The organism is Streptomyces sp. NPDC042371 (assembly GCF_056437465.1).
This window is the reverse complement of the sequence record NZ_JBWKAP010000002.1, coordinates 276,259-291,256: the sequence shown is the minus strand read 5'-3', so window position 1 is coordinate 291,256 and position 14,998 is coordinate 276,259. Positions and strand designations below refer to the sequence as shown.

The following is a 14,998-nucleotide window of genomic DNA, read 5'->3' as shown; positions in this document are numbered from 1 at the left end:
CGGGCGATCAGCCGAGGGGGAGGCTCTTGACCGGCAGCTGGTCGGTGGGGAGGCCGCCCTTGGTCAGCGAGTCGGTGGGCAGGCCGCCACCGGTGGCCGAGTCCGCGGTCTCGCCGAGCGCCTTGCCCGCGCCGCCCGCGACGTCACCCGCGGCCTGCTGGGCGACGGGGGTGGCGGTCTTGCCGACCCGGCCCACGGCCTTGCCCGCGGTCGGGACGGACTTCTTCACGGCCTTGCTGCCGGTGTCACCGGCGAGGTTGCTGACGTTCTGGGCCGCATCGTCGACGGTGTTGCCGAGGCCGTCGCCGTCCATGGCGGAGATGCCGCCCAGGTCGGGGCCGGCGGGAAGATCAACGGCGCTCGCGGAGCCGGCCGCACCGACCACGGAAGCTGCACCTGCGGCGCTGAGCAGCGCGGCACGGGCGATCCGGCGGGTCAGGGGGAGGGACATGATGCTCCTTCAGACGGGAGAGAACGTTGGGTTGTCCGGCCGGATCGAATCCGGCGTTTCTCCGGATGGCTTCCGGCGATCGGACGCAGTGACTACCGCTCGAAGTCCGCGAAGGTTTCGGTGCGCCAACGCAAAGAGTTGGCAATGCGTCGCATTATCGGCTGCGGATAAAAACGGGCAAAGAGCTTCAGGGCCGATCCGCTGCAGAAACCTTAATCCCTGGTGATCTCAAGGGATTCGGGGTTTCGGAGGGATGCGGGCGGGAAAGTCGGACAGGGTGTCGGTCCGTAGCACTCGGCATGCCCCCATCGGGGGACCCGTCGCACTACTGGCCGGTCACGATCCGGACCTCGTCCATGGCCCCGCCCGGCCTCGCGGCCCCGTTCTTCTCCGCTTCCGGGTCCGCTCGGCGCCACTTTCCCGGCCCTCCGGAGTGCCACTCCCGCCCGCCGTACGAGACCCGCTCGATGTGCAGCGCCGACGACTGCGCCACGGCCCAGTGCGCCAGCTCCCAGCCGCGCTGCGGCGCCCGGTCGGTGGCCAGGGGAGCGGGCACAGGCACCGTTACCGTGCGCCCCCGGGCCGCGCCCGGGTGCACCTCGCGGCCGAAGTCGCGGAGCAGGGCGGCGCGCACCTTCGCGGGACCGCCGGGGTCCGTGTCCGGGCGCCCCTCGCAGCTGAACGTGGCGGGCGCGCGGCCCGTCAGCGCGGCGGCGAGCAGCGCGGCGTCCGGCTCGTGCTTGGCGTAGGCCTGCGGAAATCCACTGCGCTGCACACGCTGCGCGGCGACCGTGAGGGGCAGCCGCGAATAGCCCGGGACCTCGGCCAGGTGCTCGTAGAAACGGCCCGCCGAATACGCCGGGTCCATGATCTGGCGCTCATTGCCCCAGCCCTGTGACGGGCGTTGCTGGAAGAGGCCGAGCGAATCCCGGTCCCCGTGCGCGATGTTGCGCAGCCCGGACTCCTGCAGCGCGGTGGCGAGCGCGATGGTCACCGCGCGCTCGGGCATCCCGCGCGAGGTACCGGCCACCGCGACCGTCGCGGCGTTCTCCGCCTGCTCGGCCGTGAAGGTGTACGAAGCGCCGTCGCCCTTCCCCGACACCACCGTGCACCGCGGCTCGGGCTTGCCCCCGTACACGTATTGCAGCGCCACATAGCCCACGACGGCGAGCAGCACGGCGGCCGCGGCCCCGATACGCACGAGACGGCCGCGCCGGACGAGGGTGGGGGGCTCAGGCACGCGTCCAAGGTACTGGAGTCCACCGACAGCCAGGACCGACCGCTGGCTTAGGGTCGTCGGCATGCCTCACACACCGCTTGACCTCACGCTCGACGCCGCGGAGCTGACCGCGCGACTGGTCGATTTCCCGTCCCCGAGCGGCGAGGAGAAGGCGCTCGCCGACGCCATCGAGACGGCCCTGCGCGCCCTGCCGCACCTCACGGTCGACCGGCACGGCAACAACGTGGTGGCCCGCACGAACCTCGGCCGCACGGAGCGGGTCATCCTCGCCGGGCACATCGACACGGTGCCGATCGCGGACAACGTGCCGTCCCGCCTCGACGGGGACGGCGTCCTGTGGGGCTGCGGCACCTGCGACATGAAGTCGGGCGTCGCCGTCCAGCTGCGCATCGCGCAGACGGTGACCGAGCCCAACCGCGACCTCACCTTCGTCTTCTACGACAACGAAGAAGTGGCCGCGCACCTCAACGGCCTCGGACACGTCGCCGAGGCCCACCCCGACTGGCTGGCCGGTGACTTCGCCGTCCTCCTCGAACCGACCGACGGACAGGTCGAGGGCGGCTGCCAGGGCACCCTGCGCGTCCTCCTGAAGACCAAGGGCGTACGGGCGCACTCCGCGCGCGCGTGGATGGGCTCCAACGCCATCCACGCGGCCACCCCGATCCTCCAGAAGCTCGCCGCGTACGTGCCCCGCAAGCCGGTGGTGGAGGGTCTGGAGTTCCACGAGGGCCTCAACGCCGTCCGCATCGAGGGCGGCGTCGCCACCAACGTCATCCCCGACGAGTGCACCGTCACCGTCAACTTCCGCTACGCCCCGGACCGCAGCGAGGACGAGGCGCTCGCCTTCGTACGCGACTACTTCGCGGACTGCGGCGTCGACGAGTTCATCGTGGACGACCACACGGGCGCGGCCCGCCCCGGCCTCACCCACCCGGCCGCCGCGGCCTTCATGGCGGCCGTCGGCGGCGAGGCACGCCCCAAGTTCGGCTGGACGGACGTCTCCCGCTTCAGCGCGCTCGGCGTGCCCGCGGTGAACTACAGCCCCGGCAACCCGCTGCTCGCGCACAAGATCGACGAACGCGTCGAGGCGTCGCTGATCCCCCTCGCGGAGGAGAAGCTGCGGTCCTGGCTGACGTCGTAGGCACACGAGGCTCCTGGTGCCGGACATCCCGAGGTCCCTCGTACGTAACCCGCGTAGACCTACGCTGTGACAGACGTACGCATGGAGGGAGCAGACGATGAGCAATTCCGATGACAGTGCTGCCCGCGCTGCAGGCAGGCGTCCCGAGGAGCAGCGGCTCGGCCCGGTGCTGCGCCGGCGGGACCAGGTGCAGGCCGGTACCACCGATCAGCGTCTCCTCGACTCCGACGGACCCTCCGAATGGGTCCACACGGATCCCTGGAGAGTCCTGCGGATCCAGTCCGAGTTCATCGAGGGCTTCGGCACGCTTGCCGAACTTCCGCCCGCGATCAGCGTGTTCGGCTCGGCGCGCACCGGAGAGGGTTCTCCGGAGTACGCCGCGGGCGTGGAGATCGGCAAGGCGCTCGTGGAGGCCGGTTTCGCGGTGATCACGGGCGGCGGACCCGGCGCGATGCAGGCCGCCAACCAGGGCGCCGTCGAGGCGAAGGGCACGTCGGTCGGCCTCGGCATCGAGCTGCCCTTCGAGCAGGGCCTCAACCCCTACGTCGACATCGGCGTGAACTTCCGGTACTTCTTCGTCCGTAAGACGATGTTCGTGAAGTACGCGCAGGGCTTCGTGGTCCTGCCCGGGGGCCTCGGCACCCTGGACGAGCTCTTCGAAGCGCTCACCCTCGTCCAGACCCGCAAGGTCACGCGGTTCCCGATCGTCCTCTTCGGGTCGCAGTACTGGGGCGGCCTGGTCGACTGGCTCAAGAACACGGTCATCGCCCAGGGCAAGGCCTCCGAGGCCGACCTGCTCCTCTTCCACGTCACGGACGACGTCGAGGAGGCCATCTCCCTGGTGACGAAGGAAGTCGGGAAGTAGCAACGGAACTCCCCTTCGGGGAGTTCACGCAGAGGTCTCCGAAGGGGACCTCGACCTCACGCAAGCCCTCGGCGGGCGACCGCCGGGGGCCTCAGGCCAGTCCGCGGCGTGCGACGGCGGGAGCCCGGTGCCCCGCGATCGTCGCCACCATGACCTCTTCTTCGTGCCGCGCTCGCGCCGCTCGGCGCCGGGGGCGCCTCCCGGGCTTCGCCCGGCTGTGCCGGACTCCGTCCGGCCGCGTGCGGGGCCTCAGGCCAGTCCGCGGCGTGCGACGGCGGGAGCCCGGTGCCCCGCGATCGTTGCCACCATGTCCAAGACCTGCTTCGTCTCCGCGACCTCGTGCACGCGGTACACCTGCGCGCCGAGCCAGGCCGAGACTGCCGTCGTCGCGAGGGTGCCGATCACGCGCTCCTTGACCGGCCTGTCGAGGGTCTCGCCCACGAAGTCCTTGTTGGACAGGGAGACCAGGACGGGCCAGCCCGTCTCGACCATCTCCTCCAGCCTGCGGGTGGCCTCCAGGCTGTGCCGGGTGTTCTTGCCGAAGTCGTGGCCCGGGTCGATCATCACCGACTCGCGCGGGACGCCGAGTTCCACCGCGCGCTCGGCCAGGCCGACCGTCACGCGCAGGATGTCCGCCATCACGTCGTCGTACGTGACGCGGTGCGGCCTCGTACGCGGCTCGGCGCCGCCCGCGTGCGTGCAGACGAGACCCGCCCCGTACCGCGCGGCGACCTCCGCGAGCTTCGGATCGACGCCGCCCCACGCGTCGTTGAGCAGATCGGCGCCCGCCTCGCAGACCGCCTCGCCGACGTCGTGCCGCCACGTGTCGACGCTGATCACCACATCGGGGAACCGCTTGCGGACCTCGGCGACGAACCCGACCGTGCGGCGCGCCTCCTCCTCGGCGCTCACCTCGTCGCCCGGGCCCGCCTTGACCCCGCCGATGTCGATGATCGCGGCGCCCTCGGCCACGGCCTGCTCCACGCGCGCGAGGGCGGGTTCGTCGCGGAACGTGGCGCCCTGGTCGTAGAAGGAGTCCGGGGTCCGGTTGACGATCGCCATGATCACCGGCTCGTGCGCGTCGAACTCGCGCCTGCCAAGCCTGAGCATCCCCTGTGGCCCTCCTGGGTCCTAGTCGCGGTGCGGCCGCCTGTGACCTTAACTGTCAGAGCCACGTGGCACGATCGGACCCTGACAGTTTGAGCACGGGCAGTCGAGCGTGAGGGCCTGAAGAGATGGTCTTGTTCTTGTTCCTGGTCATCGCGCTCGTCGTGGTGGTCGGCGCGGTGACCCTCGCCGTGATCGGCGGCGGCGAGAGCGGAGCGCTGCCCGACGCCGCGCCCGAGCGGTTCACCGACCCGCTGCCCCCGGACCGGCCGCTGCGCCGCGCGGACGTCGACGCGGTGCGCTTCCCGATGACCCTGCGGGGCTACCACATGGGCGAGGTGGATGACGTGCTCGGCCGCCTCGGCGCCGAGCTCGCCGAGCGGGACGCCCACATCGCCGAGCTGGAGGCCGCCCTTGCCGGGGCGCAGGCCACCGCGGTGGCGGGCCCCGCCCTCTTCGACGGGCCCGAATCCGGCGAGGCCGAGGACAAGAAGGGCGACGACCAGTGAGCACCGAGAGCGGCGCGGTTCCGGGTCCGGACGGCGGCCTCCGCTGCCCCTGGGGCCTGTCCACCGAGGACTACGTGACGTACCACGACGAGGAGTGGGGCCGCCCGGTCCACGGCGACGACGCGCTGTACGAGAGGCTCTGCCTGGAGGCCTTCCAGTCCGGCCTCTCCTGGATCACGATCCTGCGCCGCCGCGAGGGCTTCCGTGCCGCCTTCGCCGACTTCAGGATCGCCTCGGTGGCGGAGTTCACCGACAAGGACCGCGAGCGGCTCCTCGCCGACCCGGGGATCATCCGCAACCGCGCCAAGGTCGACGCGACCCTTGCCAACGCGCGCGTGCTCGCCGACTGGCCCGAGGGCGAACTGGACTCCCTGATCTGGTCCTTCGCGCCGGACCCGGCGACCCGCGGAATCCCGCGGACCCTCGCCGACGTGCCCGCGATCACCGACGAGTCCACGGCCCTGTCCAAGGCCCTCAAGAAGCGCGGCATCCGCTTCGTCGGCCCCACCACGGCGTACGCCTTGATGCAGGCCTGCGGCCTGGTCGACGACCACCTCGCGGACTGCGTGGCCCGCGAGGCGTCGTAACCGCTGCCGATCAGCGCCCTGAGCGCACTCAGCGCCCCAGGTACTTGGGCTTCTCCTTGGCGATGAAGGCCTGGACGGCGATCGTGTGGTCCTCGGACGCGCCCGCCCTGGTCTGCAGCTCGTCCTCCTTGTCCAGCGCCTCGTCCAGGGAGTGGCCCGCCGCGTAGGCGAGGGACTCCTTCAGCGCCGCGTAGGCCAGCGTGGGGCCCTCGGCCAGGGCGCGGGCCACCTGGGCTGCCTCGGCGGCGAGGTCGGCGGCGGGCACGATCTTGTTGGCGATGCCCAGGTCGTACGCCTCCCGTGCGTCGATGTTGCGCGGGAACAGGAGCAGGTCCGCGGCCCGGCCGGGGCCGATCGCCCGCGGCAGCGTCCAGGAGACGCCCGAGTCGGCGGTCAGCGCGACGCCCGCGAAGGAAGTGTTGAACTTGGCGGTGTCCGCGACCACCCGGTAGTCGGCGGCGAGGGCGAAGCCGAGGCCCGCCCCCGCGGCGACGCCGTTGACGCCCGCCACGACCGGCTTCTGCATGCCCGTGAGCGCCCGGACGATGGGGTTGTAGTGCTCCCTGACCGTGCTCATGGTCTGCCCGGTGCCCGCCTCGCGGTCCGCGGCGAGGAAGCCGATGTGCTCCTTGAGGTCCTGGCCCACGCAGAAGGCGCGGCCCGTCGCGGTGAGCAGCACCGCGCGCACGGCCTCGTCGGCGGCGGCCGCAAGCGCGGCCTCCCGGAGGGCCACCTTGGCCTCCGTGTTCATGGCGTTCATCGCCTCGGGACGGTTGATCGTGATCGTCGCGAGGCCGTCACTCACCTCGTAGAGCACGCTGTCGGCCATGGTGGTCCCCTCCGTTGGTCCAGTGCGTAGGAGCTCAGCATGACGGAGATCATCGGGGTCCGGCATGAGGCCATCTATGTGACCTGCGTCAAAGAATTCCGGGCCCCTGAGGCGTATGGGGCGGCGAAGTATCGCAGCCACATCGCCGAATTGGGTGGTTTTGCGGGCGCGCGTTGCCCAAGCGATGCCGACCGATGTTGGTCATCGGGTCCTGCCATGCGGGATAATGGCCTGGAAGCAATGTGTTCGATGCCGGTGACACCTGGGTTGTCGGCTGCGATGAGCTGGTTTCAGGAAGGGGAACGAGCATGGCGGCCATGAAGCCGCGGACGGGCGACGGCCCGCTCGAGGTGACCAAGGAGGGGCGGGGCATCGTCATGCGCGTTCCGCTCGAAGGCGGCGGACGACTTGTCGTCGAACTGACTCCGGACGAGGCCGACGCGCTCGGCGACGCCCTGAAGAAGGTCGTCGGCTGACGCGGAAGCGCGCACACTCTTTTCACTGCCCCGGCATCGTACGACGATGCCGGGGCAGTGCTGTTTTAGGGGGGTGTGCGGGGTTGTACGGGGGTGTGGGCGGCCCGGTGGGGCCGGGGATCACCGTTTGACGGCGGGCCAGGGGATCACCGTTTGACGGCGCAGAGCAGGCCGTCGCCCACCGGGAGCAGCGAGGGGATCAGGTCCTGGCTCTCGCGCACCGCGCGCAGCAGCTCGCGCAGGCGCAGCACCTCGACGGGCTGGGGTCCCGAGTCGACCGTCCGGCCGTCCGCGAAGACGCCCTCGAAGCAGACGAGACCGCCGGGCCGCAACAGGCGCAACGATTCAGCGAGGTATTCGAGGGACTCCAGTCGGTCGCCGTCGCAGAACACGAGGTCGTACCCGCCGTCCGCGAGACGCGGCAGTACGTCGAGGGCGCGGCCCGGGATGAACCGTGCGCGGTTGCCCGCGAACCCGGCCGCGCGGAAGGCCTGCCGGGCGAACTGCTGGCGCTCGGGCTCGGGGTCGACGGTGGTCAGCACGCCGTCGGGCCGCATGCCGTGCAGCAGATGGATCCCCGACACTCCGGTGCCCGTACCGATTTCGGCCACCGCTTTCGCGTCAGCCGTGGCGGCGAGCATGCGCAGCGCGGCGCCGGTGCCGGGAGACACCGAGGGCAGGCCTGCCTCCCGGGCCCGGTCCCGGGCCCAGCGCACTGCCTCGTCCTCGGCGACAAAGGCGTCGGCGAACGCCCAGCCCGTCTGCCGGTTGCCGGTAATGGCCCTCTCCTGTCCCCGTGGTTGCCTGGCCGTGACTGTATCCGTTGGGGGCGGGAACCCGCAGATGGGACCGCGCGTTTATAGGGGGTGGACGCGCAGCGGGGGTAACGGATGGATCAAGACTTGAAGTGGGCGGCTCGCAGGGGCAGGACACCTGCAGCGAAGCCCGTACCAAATTCACGTAAAAACGCTTATCCGGAGCTAACGGGCGAGGTGGTTATGGTAGGGGCTCCACTGGACACCACCAGAGCCGACAGGGGAGGTGCGGCTGCGTCCGCGGATCGGGGAGGAGTGCTGCGGCGCTTTCTCGGATTGGCGGGTGAGCCGAAATCCGTGACCGACACCGCTGACCGAATCCGTGCCAACGACTCCGCTCAGACCGCGACCTTTGCCGCTGACGCGGAATCGCAGGCGTGGACTCCGCCCACCTGGGAGGAGATCGTCAGCACGCACAGCGGCCGCGTGTACCGCCTGGCGTACCGCCTGACCGGCAACCAGCACGACGCCGAGGACCTCACGCAAGAGGTCTTCGTCCGTGTCTTCCGGTCCCTCTCGACCTACACCCCCGGCACGTTCGAGGGCTGGCTGCACCGCATCACCACGAACCTCTTCCTGGACATGGTGCGCCGCAAGCAGCGCATCCGCTTCGACGCGCTCGGGGACGACGCCGCGGAGCGGCTGCCGAGCCGCGAGCCGTCGCCCCAGCAGGTGTTCAACGACACGCACTTCGACGCGGACGTCCAGCAGGCGCTGGACACCCTTGCGCCCGAGTTCCGTGCGGCCGTCGTCCTCTGCGACATCGAGGGCCTTTCGTACGAGGAGATCGCCGCCACCCTCGGCGTCAAGCTCGGTACGGTCCGCAGCCGTATCCACCGGGGCCGTTCGCAGCTGCGCAAGGCCCTCCAGCACCGGTCTCCCGAGGCCCGCGCCGAGCGTCGTTCGCTCGCGGTCACGGGAGCCGTGGCGCTGGGAGGAGGGGGCGCGACCGAGTGAGTGGATCACGGTCGAATCCTGCCGAGCGGCATGTAGCCGAGGCCGAGCAGCATCTGGGGGACCGGCTCGCAGCCCTTGTGGACGGCGAGTTGGGTCATGACGCGCGCGAGCGCGTCCTCGCACATCTGGCGACCTGTCCGATGTGCAAGACGGAGGCCGACGCGCAGCGTCGCCTGAAGAGCGTTTTCGCGCAGGCGGCACCGCCGCCGCCCACCGAGAGTTTCCTCGCCCGCCTCCAAGGTCTTCCAGGAGGCGGTTCCGGGCCGTCCGGAGGACCCGGCGACGGGGACGGGTTCGCCACCGGAGCGACCGATTCCGCGGGACTTCCGCGGAACGGGATCTTCGGCGTGAGCACCGACCCCTTCGTGGAGTACGCCCCGGCCGGTGCCCATGCCGCGGTGCTCCCCAGTGAGCAGCGCGGCTTCCGTATCCACGAGGTCAACCGGCGGCACGAGACGGAGCGTCCGGTCTGGCGCGGGCGCCGCTTCGCGTTCGCGGCGGCGGGTGCGGTGTCGATGGCCGCGATCGCCCTCGGTGGTGTCACGGTGGGTGTCCCCACGGACTCGGGCGACACCCGCGCGGGCGGCTCGGGGAGCAATGTGACCCCGCAGCGCACCCAGGGTTCGGGCACCGCGGCCACCCCCGACTCCGTGCGCCGTCGCGGCGGCGGCAATCCGCTGTCGGCGCAGGGCCAGCGCCCCGGCGCGCTGTCGGCGCCGGTCGCGCCGACGGAGGTGACGGGACCGCTGCTGCCCGGAGCTCCCACGCAACCCCTGCGCTCCCGCGACTCGGTGTACGAGCTGACGGCTCCGATGCTGGCGGGCACCGCCGTCATCTCCCCGTTGATACGCCCGGCGCCGCCCGGCCGCCACACCGCCGCCATGCCCGGCATCAAGCTGCCGCAGGCGGCGGACGCCATGGTGCCGGGGGACGCGGATCCGGTGCGGACCAGTGCGGCGCCGCCGGGCGCCGGACCGCTGAAGGGCACGTCGCAGATTCACTGACGCGACGGCGCCCTGCGCTTCCGTGGGCGAACCTGGTTGAATCCTCGGTGGGCCGTGCCCGCCGGGGATTCGGCGGTCACGGGGTTGAGCATGCAAACGGCGTCCGCCGCGGGCCAGTTGTGGGGAGAACATGGACGACGGGAAGCCCACGAAGGCGAACTGGTGGAGCCGCCCGCGGCCGGAAGAGCGGGGAGTGCCGGACGAGTCGTCCGTGCCGCCCCCGACCCCCACGCAGCCCCCGCAGGACGCGACACCGCCCGCCCTCGCCGCCCCGGCACAGGGCACCCCGGACGCCCCGCCCCATCCGTCGGACTTCCCGCTGGCCCCGGCTCCGCAGGACGCGCAGCCGCTCGGCCCCGCTGCCCAGTCGCAGGGCATCCCGGACGCCCCGCCCCATCCGTCGGACTTCCCGCTGGCCCCGGCTCCGCAGGACGTGACGCCGCCCGGCCCCGACGCCCCGGCGCCGACCGCCGAGTTCCCGTCCGCCCCGGGCGCCGATCAGGCCCCGCAGAACGCCACGCCCAGTGGGCCCATACCGGGCGCCGACGTCCCGTCCGCACCGGTACCGGCGCAGGGACCCGGCCCCGCGGAGCGGCCCCGCCCACTCCACGACCCGGACCCGTACGGCACCCCGCCCTACGGCGAACCGGGCCCGTGGGCACCCGCGCCTCCGGTGCAGCACCCTGCGGCGACCCCCGCCCACGGCACGCCCCTCTCCACGGCCCCGCACGGCGGCGGCACCCCGCCCCACGGCACGCCCGGGCCGCCCGCCCAGGGCACTCCGCCGCACGGCACGCCTGGTGCCGCCCACGGCATGCCCGCCCAGCCCGCGCACGGCGGCACGCCCGCGCACGCCTCCGGCACCCCGCCGCACGGCACGCCCGCCCAGCCCCCGCACGTCGGCACGCCCGCGCACGCCTCCGGCACCCCGCCGCACGGCACCCCCGGGCCCGCCCAGGGCACCCCGCCGCACGGCACCCCGGGCCCCGCCCACGGCACGCCCGGCCAACCCCCGCACGGCGGCACCCCCGCCCACGGCACCCCCGGCCCCGCCCCACACCTGCCACAACAGCCCCAGCCCCACGCAGCCCAGCCACACGCGCCTCACTCCGACCCCCAGGGCACCGCACCCCCCACACCCCCCACGGCCTCGCAACCCGTGCCGTCCCGGCAGCCCTACGACCCCTGGAACGCTCCCCTTCAGCAGGTTGGCTCGCTGCCGCCCGAGACTCGGGAGAAGCGGGACAAGCGGGGGCGGCGGGTGCTGCTCGTCGGGGTTGCCCTCATCGCGCTGCTGTCCGGGCTCATCGGCGGTGCGACCGGCGCGTATCTGGAGCGCAACGGGAGCGGGGACGTCGAGCTGCGGCAGGCGGATGCCGAGTCCGCCGACCGGCCCAAGGGCAGCGTCGCGGGCATCGCGTCGGCCACCCTGCCCGGCGTCGTGACGCTGCACGTCAGCGGCGACTCCGCGCAGGGCACCGGCACCGGGTTCGTCCTCGACGGCAAGGGCCACATCCTCACCAACAACCACGTCGTCGAGCCCGCGGGCACGGGCGGCGAGGTCTCCGTGACCTTCAGCGGCGGCGAGACCGCCAAGGCCGAGGTCGTCGGCCGCGACTCCGGTTACGACCTCGCGGTCGTCAAGGTCAGCGGCGTCCGCGGCCTGAAGCCCCTGCCCCTCGGCAACTCCGAGAACGTCCAGGTGGGTGATGCCGTCGTCGCCATCGGCGCACCCTTCGACCTGGAGAACACGGTCACCTCCGGGATCATCAGCGCCAAGGAGCGGCCCATCACCGCGGGCGGCGAGAAGGGCGACGGCAGCGACATCTCGTACGTGGACGCCCTGCAGACCGACGCCCCCATCAACCCGGGCAACTCCGGCGGCCCCCTGGTCGACTCCAAGGCCCGTGTGATCGGCATCAACAGCGCCATACGCTCCGCGGACGACGGCTCGGACCAGGGCGGCGGCCAGGCGGGCTCCATCGGCCTCGGCTTCGCCATCCCGATCAACCAGGGCAAGCGCGTCGCCGAAGAGCTGATCAACTTCGGCAGGGCCACACACCCCGTGATCGGCGTCACGCTCGACACGGAGTTCAACGGCGACGGGGCCCGGATAGCGGACAAGGGCAAGAACGGCGGCCCGTCGGTCAACAGGAACGGCCCCGGCGACGAGGCAGGGCTGAAGCCGGGCGACGTCATCACCGAGGTCGACGGCCGCGCGGTGCACTCCAGCGACGAACTGATCGTCAAGGTCCGCGCGCACCGTCCGAAGGACCGCCTGCGGCTCACCGTCGAGCGCGACGGCAACGACCGTGAGGTGACGCTGGTGCTCGGTTCGGCCGGTGGTAGCTGAGTAAAGGACTGGCCACGGTGCTCCGGGTTGTCGTGCAGCGGCTACCGGACATACATCAGCGCCGGGTACCGTGGTCACGGTCCAGACCTCGGACGACGACCTGTTGCCGACGACCTGCTGCGGGCTGAGGACATCGCAAGGAGTTCCAGGTGTTCAATGACATTGGCGCACTCGAGATAGTGACGCTGGTCGTCCTCGCCGTGCTCATCTTCGGTCCGGACAAGCTGCCGAAGGTCATTCAGGACATCTCCCGCACCATCCGCAAGATCCGCGAGTTCTCCGACAGCGCGAAAGCGGACATCCGCGATGAGCTGGGCCCAGAGTTCAAGGACTTCGAGTTCGACGACCTGAACCCCAAGAAGTTCATCCGCAAGCAGCTCGACAACGACGAGCTCGGGCTCAAGGAAATCCGCAACGGCTTCGACCTGAAGAAGGAGATGAACGAGGTCGCGGACGCCGTGCACGGCCGCGACAGCGACTCCTCCGACGCCGGTAAGGAGGCCTCCGCGGCCTCGTCCGGCGCAGCGTCCGGCGGTGCCCGCATCGACATGCAGAAGAAGCCCGCGGAGCCCCAGAAGCTCGACTCCGGCGACCGTCCGCCGTTCGACGCGGACGCCACCTGAGACCTCGCCTGGACTGCCCCCGCCAACAGGTGTGGCTATCCTGCCTTGTTGTCCGGCGTGAGGACGCCCGAGGGGGGCGGGCCGCTCCGGACACACGAGAGCGAGGAGGCGGCCGGGTACATGGAGACGACAAGTCGGGTGGGCGCGCAGGCGCCGACCGCGGAAGGCGCCGCACAAGCGGTGCCGACCGCCCGACGCACGGTCGACGGCTACCTGCTGGCGCCCTTCCCCTGGTACGGCCTCGACGAGGCCTTCACGGGGCAGCGCTGGCTGATGCAGGTCGGCGCGACGGCGGACGGTGCCGTGGAGCACGGTTCGATCGGACACGGTGACGAGCCGTCGGTCCGCGCCGAGGGCAGCCTCGGCAACAGTGACAAGGAGCGCTTCGCGGTCGTGGTGACCGTCGCGGCCAACCCGGTGCGGCGCACCGCGGACGGCACGGGCGTCCTGGAGGCCACCTCGGTCTCCTCGGCGGCCTGGCTCGCCGGGGTCGGTCTGCTGTCCTTCACCTGGCCCGGCCAGATGGACCACACCCTGCGCGACGACTGGCTGGACCAGCAGACGGAGACCGCCTGGGTGCTCGCCGACGACCTGGAGGGCTCCGACTGGTCGACGCTGTCCCTGCCGGTGGACGGGGTGCCGACGCCCTTCCACTACCGCGAGTCCGAGTACGGCTGGGTCCTCGCGGGCTCCACGAAGGAGGGCGTGCACCTGGGCGCCTACGGCCGCGGCATGAGCGCGTACGGCCTGGGCTTCTCGGTCATCAAGGACATCGGGGCGTACGCCTCGTAGGGCTCCATGCATACGCCGATGGGGGCGCCGCTCACGAAGAGCGGCGCCCCCATCGCCGTAACCGGCAAAGACTCAGAACTCAGAACTTGTTGCGCGGCGTGATGCCGAGCGACATGCCCGACAGGCCGCGCTGGCGGCCGCCCAGCTTGCCCGCGATGGCGTGCAGCGCCGCGCCCGCCGGGGAGTCGGGGTCGGTCAGGACGACGGGCTTGCCCTCGTCGCCGCCCTCCCGGAGCCGGACGTCGATCGGGATGGAGCCGAGGACCGGCACCGTCGCGCCCGTCGTCTTCGTGAGGCCCTCGGCGACCCGCTGGCCGCCGCCCGTGCCAAACACGTCGACCATCTCGCCGCAGTGCGGGCAGGGCAGGCCCGACATGTTCTCGACGACGCCGACGATCTTCTGGTGGGTCTGGACGGCGATGGAACCGGCGCGCTCGGCGACCTCGGCGGCCGCCTGCTGGGGCGTCGTCACGACCAGGATCTCGGCGTTCGGGACGAGCTGCGCGACCGAGATCGCGATGTCGCCCGTGCCCGGCGGCAGGTCGAGGAGCAGCACGTCCAGGTCGCCCCAGAAGACGTCCGCGAGGAACTGCTGGAGCGCGCGGTGCAGCATCGGGCCGCGCCACACGACCGGCGCGTTGCCCGGCGTGAACATGCCGATGGAGATGACCTTCACGCCGTTCGCCGACGGCGGCATGATCATGTTCTCGACCTGGGTGGGCTTGCCGTCGGCGCCCAGCATGCGGGGCACCGAGTGGCCGTAGATGTCAGCGTCCACGACGCCGACCTTCAGGCCGTCGGCGGCCATCGCGGCCGCGAGGTTCACCGTCACCGAGGACTTGCCGACACCGCCCTTGCCGGACGCGACCGCGTAGACCCGGGTCAGGGAGCCGGGCTTGGCGAAGGGGACCTCGCGCTCGGCGGTGCCGCCGCGCAGCGCGGCCGCCAGCTCCTTGCGCTGCTCGTCACCCATCACGTCCAGGGTCACGGTGACGTCCGTGACACCCTCGACGGCCGCGACCGCGTCGGTCACGTTCTTCGTGATGGTCTCGCGCATGGGGCAGCCGGAGACCGTCAGGTACACGGTGACCGCTACCGCCCCCTCGGCGGAGATGTCCACCGATTTGACCATCCCCAGTTCGGTGATGGGTCGCTGGATCTCGGGGTCGTTCACCGTCGCCAGTGCTTCACGCACCGCGTCTTCCGTAGCCATGAGACCGATAGTACGGCGCGGTATCCCCGCCCCGGA

Annotated in this window: 17 protein-coding genes; 11 read left to right on the top strand and 6 right to left on the bottom strand. The window is 71.7% G+C overall.

Annotated features, from left to right (window positions below; genetic code table 11):
* Window positions 1–7: 7 nt before the first annotated feature.
* Window positions 8–451, bottom strand: coding sequence for an ATP-binding protein (locus AC068B_RS06995; RefSeq protein ID WP_468556691.1), 444 nt, complete (start codon window positions 449–451; stop codon window positions 8–10).
* A 325-nt stretch (window positions 452–776) separates the two neighbouring features.
* On the bottom strand, window positions 777–1,691 hold the full coding sequence (locus AC068B_RS06990) for a heavy metal transporter (protein ID WP_478669553.1): 915 nt from the start codon (window positions 1,689–1,691) through the stop codon (window positions 777–779).
* A 61-nt stretch (window positions 1,692–1,752) separates the two neighbouring features.
* On the opposite strand from AC068B_RS06990, the gene dapE reads away from it, so the two are divergent.
* Window positions 1,753–2,832, top strand: coding sequence for a succinyl-diaminopimelate desuccinylase (dapE, locus tag AC068B_RS06985; RefSeq protein ID WP_478669552.1), 1,080 nt, complete (start codon window positions 1,753–1,755; stop codon window positions 2,830–2,832).
* Between the two features lie 97 nt (window positions 2,833–2,929).
* Window positions 2,930–3,697, top strand: a complete 768-nt coding sequence (locus AC068B_RS06980) for an LOG family protein (RefSeq protein WP_306333015.1) — start codon at window positions 2,930–2,932, stop codon at window positions 3,695–3,697.
* Between the two features lie 249 nt (window positions 3,698–3,946).
* Here the strand turns inward: AC068B_RS06980 and folP are convergent, their stop codons facing one another.
* Entirely contained in the window at window positions 3,947–4,807 is an 861-nt protein-coding gene (folP, locus tag AC068B_RS06975; RefSeq protein ID WP_478669550.1) for a dihydropteroate synthase, read from the bottom strand.
* 125 nt (window positions 4,808–4,932) lie between these two features.
* Between folP and AC068B_RS06970 the strand changes: the two genes are divergently transcribed.
* Complete coding sequence (locus AC068B_RS06970) at window positions 4,933–5,313, top strand: DivIVA domain-containing protein (RefSeq protein WP_478669549.1); 381 nt, start codon at window positions 4,933–4,935, stop codon at window positions 5,311–5,313.
* On the top strand, window positions 5,310–5,900 hold the full coding sequence (locus AC068B_RS06965) for a DNA-3-methyladenine glycosylase I (protein WP_356250346.1): 591 nt from the start codon (window positions 5,310–5,312) through the stop codon (window positions 5,898–5,900). Before AC068B_RS06970 ends, AC068B_RS06965 begins: the two co-directional genes overlap by 4 nt.
* A 28-nt stretch (window positions 5,901–5,928) precedes the next feature.
* Here AC068B_RS06965 and chcB read toward each other — a convergent pair whose 3' ends face one another.
* Window positions 5,929–6,729, bottom strand: a complete 801-nt coding sequence (chcB, locus tag AC068B_RS06960) for a 2-cyclohexenylcarbonyl CoA isomerase (RefSeq protein WP_356250344.1) — start codon at window positions 6,727–6,729, stop codon at window positions 5,929–5,931.
* A gap of 39 nt (window positions 6,730–6,768) precedes the next feature.
* Between chcB and AC068B_RS06955 the strand changes: the two genes are divergently transcribed.
* Both AC068B_RS06955 and AC068B_RS06950 read left to right on the top strand, forming a co-directional pair.
* The gene (locus tag AC068B_RS06955) at window positions 6,769–7,050 is read left to right on the top strand and encodes a hypothetical protein (protein ID WP_306333019.1); all 282 of its coding nucleotides are present in this window, start codon (window positions 6,769–6,771) and stop codon (window positions 7,048–7,050) included.
* The gene (locus AC068B_RS06950) at window positions 7,038–7,205 is read left to right on the top strand and encodes a DUF3117 domain-containing protein (protein ID WP_003966491.1); all 168 of its coding nucleotides are present in this window, start codon (window positions 7,038–7,040) and stop codon (window positions 7,203–7,205) included. Before AC068B_RS06955 ends, AC068B_RS06950 begins: the two co-directional genes overlap by 13 nt.
* Window positions 7,206–7,351: 146 nt before the next feature.
* Here the strand turns inward: AC068B_RS06950 and AC068B_RS06945 are convergent, their stop codons facing one another.
* The gene (locus tag AC068B_RS06945; RefSeq protein ID WP_468557745.1) at window positions 7,352–8,050 is read right to left on the bottom strand and encodes an O-methyltransferase; all 699 of its coding nucleotides are present in this window, start codon (window positions 8,048–8,050) and stop codon (window positions 7,352–7,354) included.
* 153 nt (window positions 8,051–8,203) lie between these two features.
* Here AC068B_RS06945 and sigE point away from each other — a divergent pair, with 153 nt between their 5' ends.
* The 5 genes from sigE to AC068B_RS06920 all read left to right on the top strand — a co-directional run bounded on the left by sigE (window position 8,204) and on the right by AC068B_RS06920 (window position 13,749).
* Window positions 8,204–8,977, top strand: coding sequence for an RNA polymerase sigma factor SigE (gene sigE, locus AC068B_RS06940; protein WP_356250340.1), 774 nt, complete (start codon window positions 8,204–8,206; stop codon window positions 8,975–8,977).
* Between the two features lie 77 nt (window positions 8,978–9,054).
* The gene (locus tag AC068B_RS06935) at window positions 9,055–9,981 is read left to right on the top strand and encodes a zf-HC2 domain-containing protein (protein WP_478670264.1); all 927 of its coding nucleotides are present in this window, start codon (window positions 9,055–9,057) and stop codon (window positions 9,979–9,981) included.
* 130 nt (window positions 9,982–10,111) lie between these two features.
* Entirely contained in the window at window positions 10,112–12,334 is a 2,223-nt protein-coding gene (locus AC068B_RS06930; RefSeq protein WP_478669547.1) for a S1C family serine protease, read from the top strand.
* 149 nt (window positions 12,335–12,483) lie between these two features.
* Window positions 12,484–12,957 carry a sec-independent translocase gene (locus AC068B_RS06925; RefSeq protein WP_478669546.1) on the top strand — a complete coding sequence of 158 codons (474 nt, stop codon included), beginning with the start codon at window positions 12,484–12,486 and terminating at the stop codon, window positions 12,955–12,957.
* Window positions 12,958–13,077: 120 nt separating this feature from the next.
* The gene (locus AC068B_RS06920; RefSeq protein WP_478669544.1) at window positions 13,078–13,749 is read left to right on the top strand and encodes a hypothetical protein; all 672 of its coding nucleotides are present in this window, start codon (window positions 13,078–13,080) and stop codon (window positions 13,747–13,749) included.
* A gap of 79 nt (window positions 13,750–13,828) precedes the next feature.
* On the opposite strand, the gene AC068B_RS06915 is transcribed toward AC068B_RS06920, so the two are convergent.
* On the bottom strand, window positions 13,829–14,962 hold the full coding sequence (locus AC068B_RS06915; RefSeq protein ID WP_478669543.1) for an Mrp/NBP35 family ATP-binding protein: 1,134 nt from the start codon (window positions 14,960–14,962) through the stop codon (window positions 13,829–13,831).
* Between the last annotated feature and the right edge of the window lie 36 nt (window positions 14,963–14,998).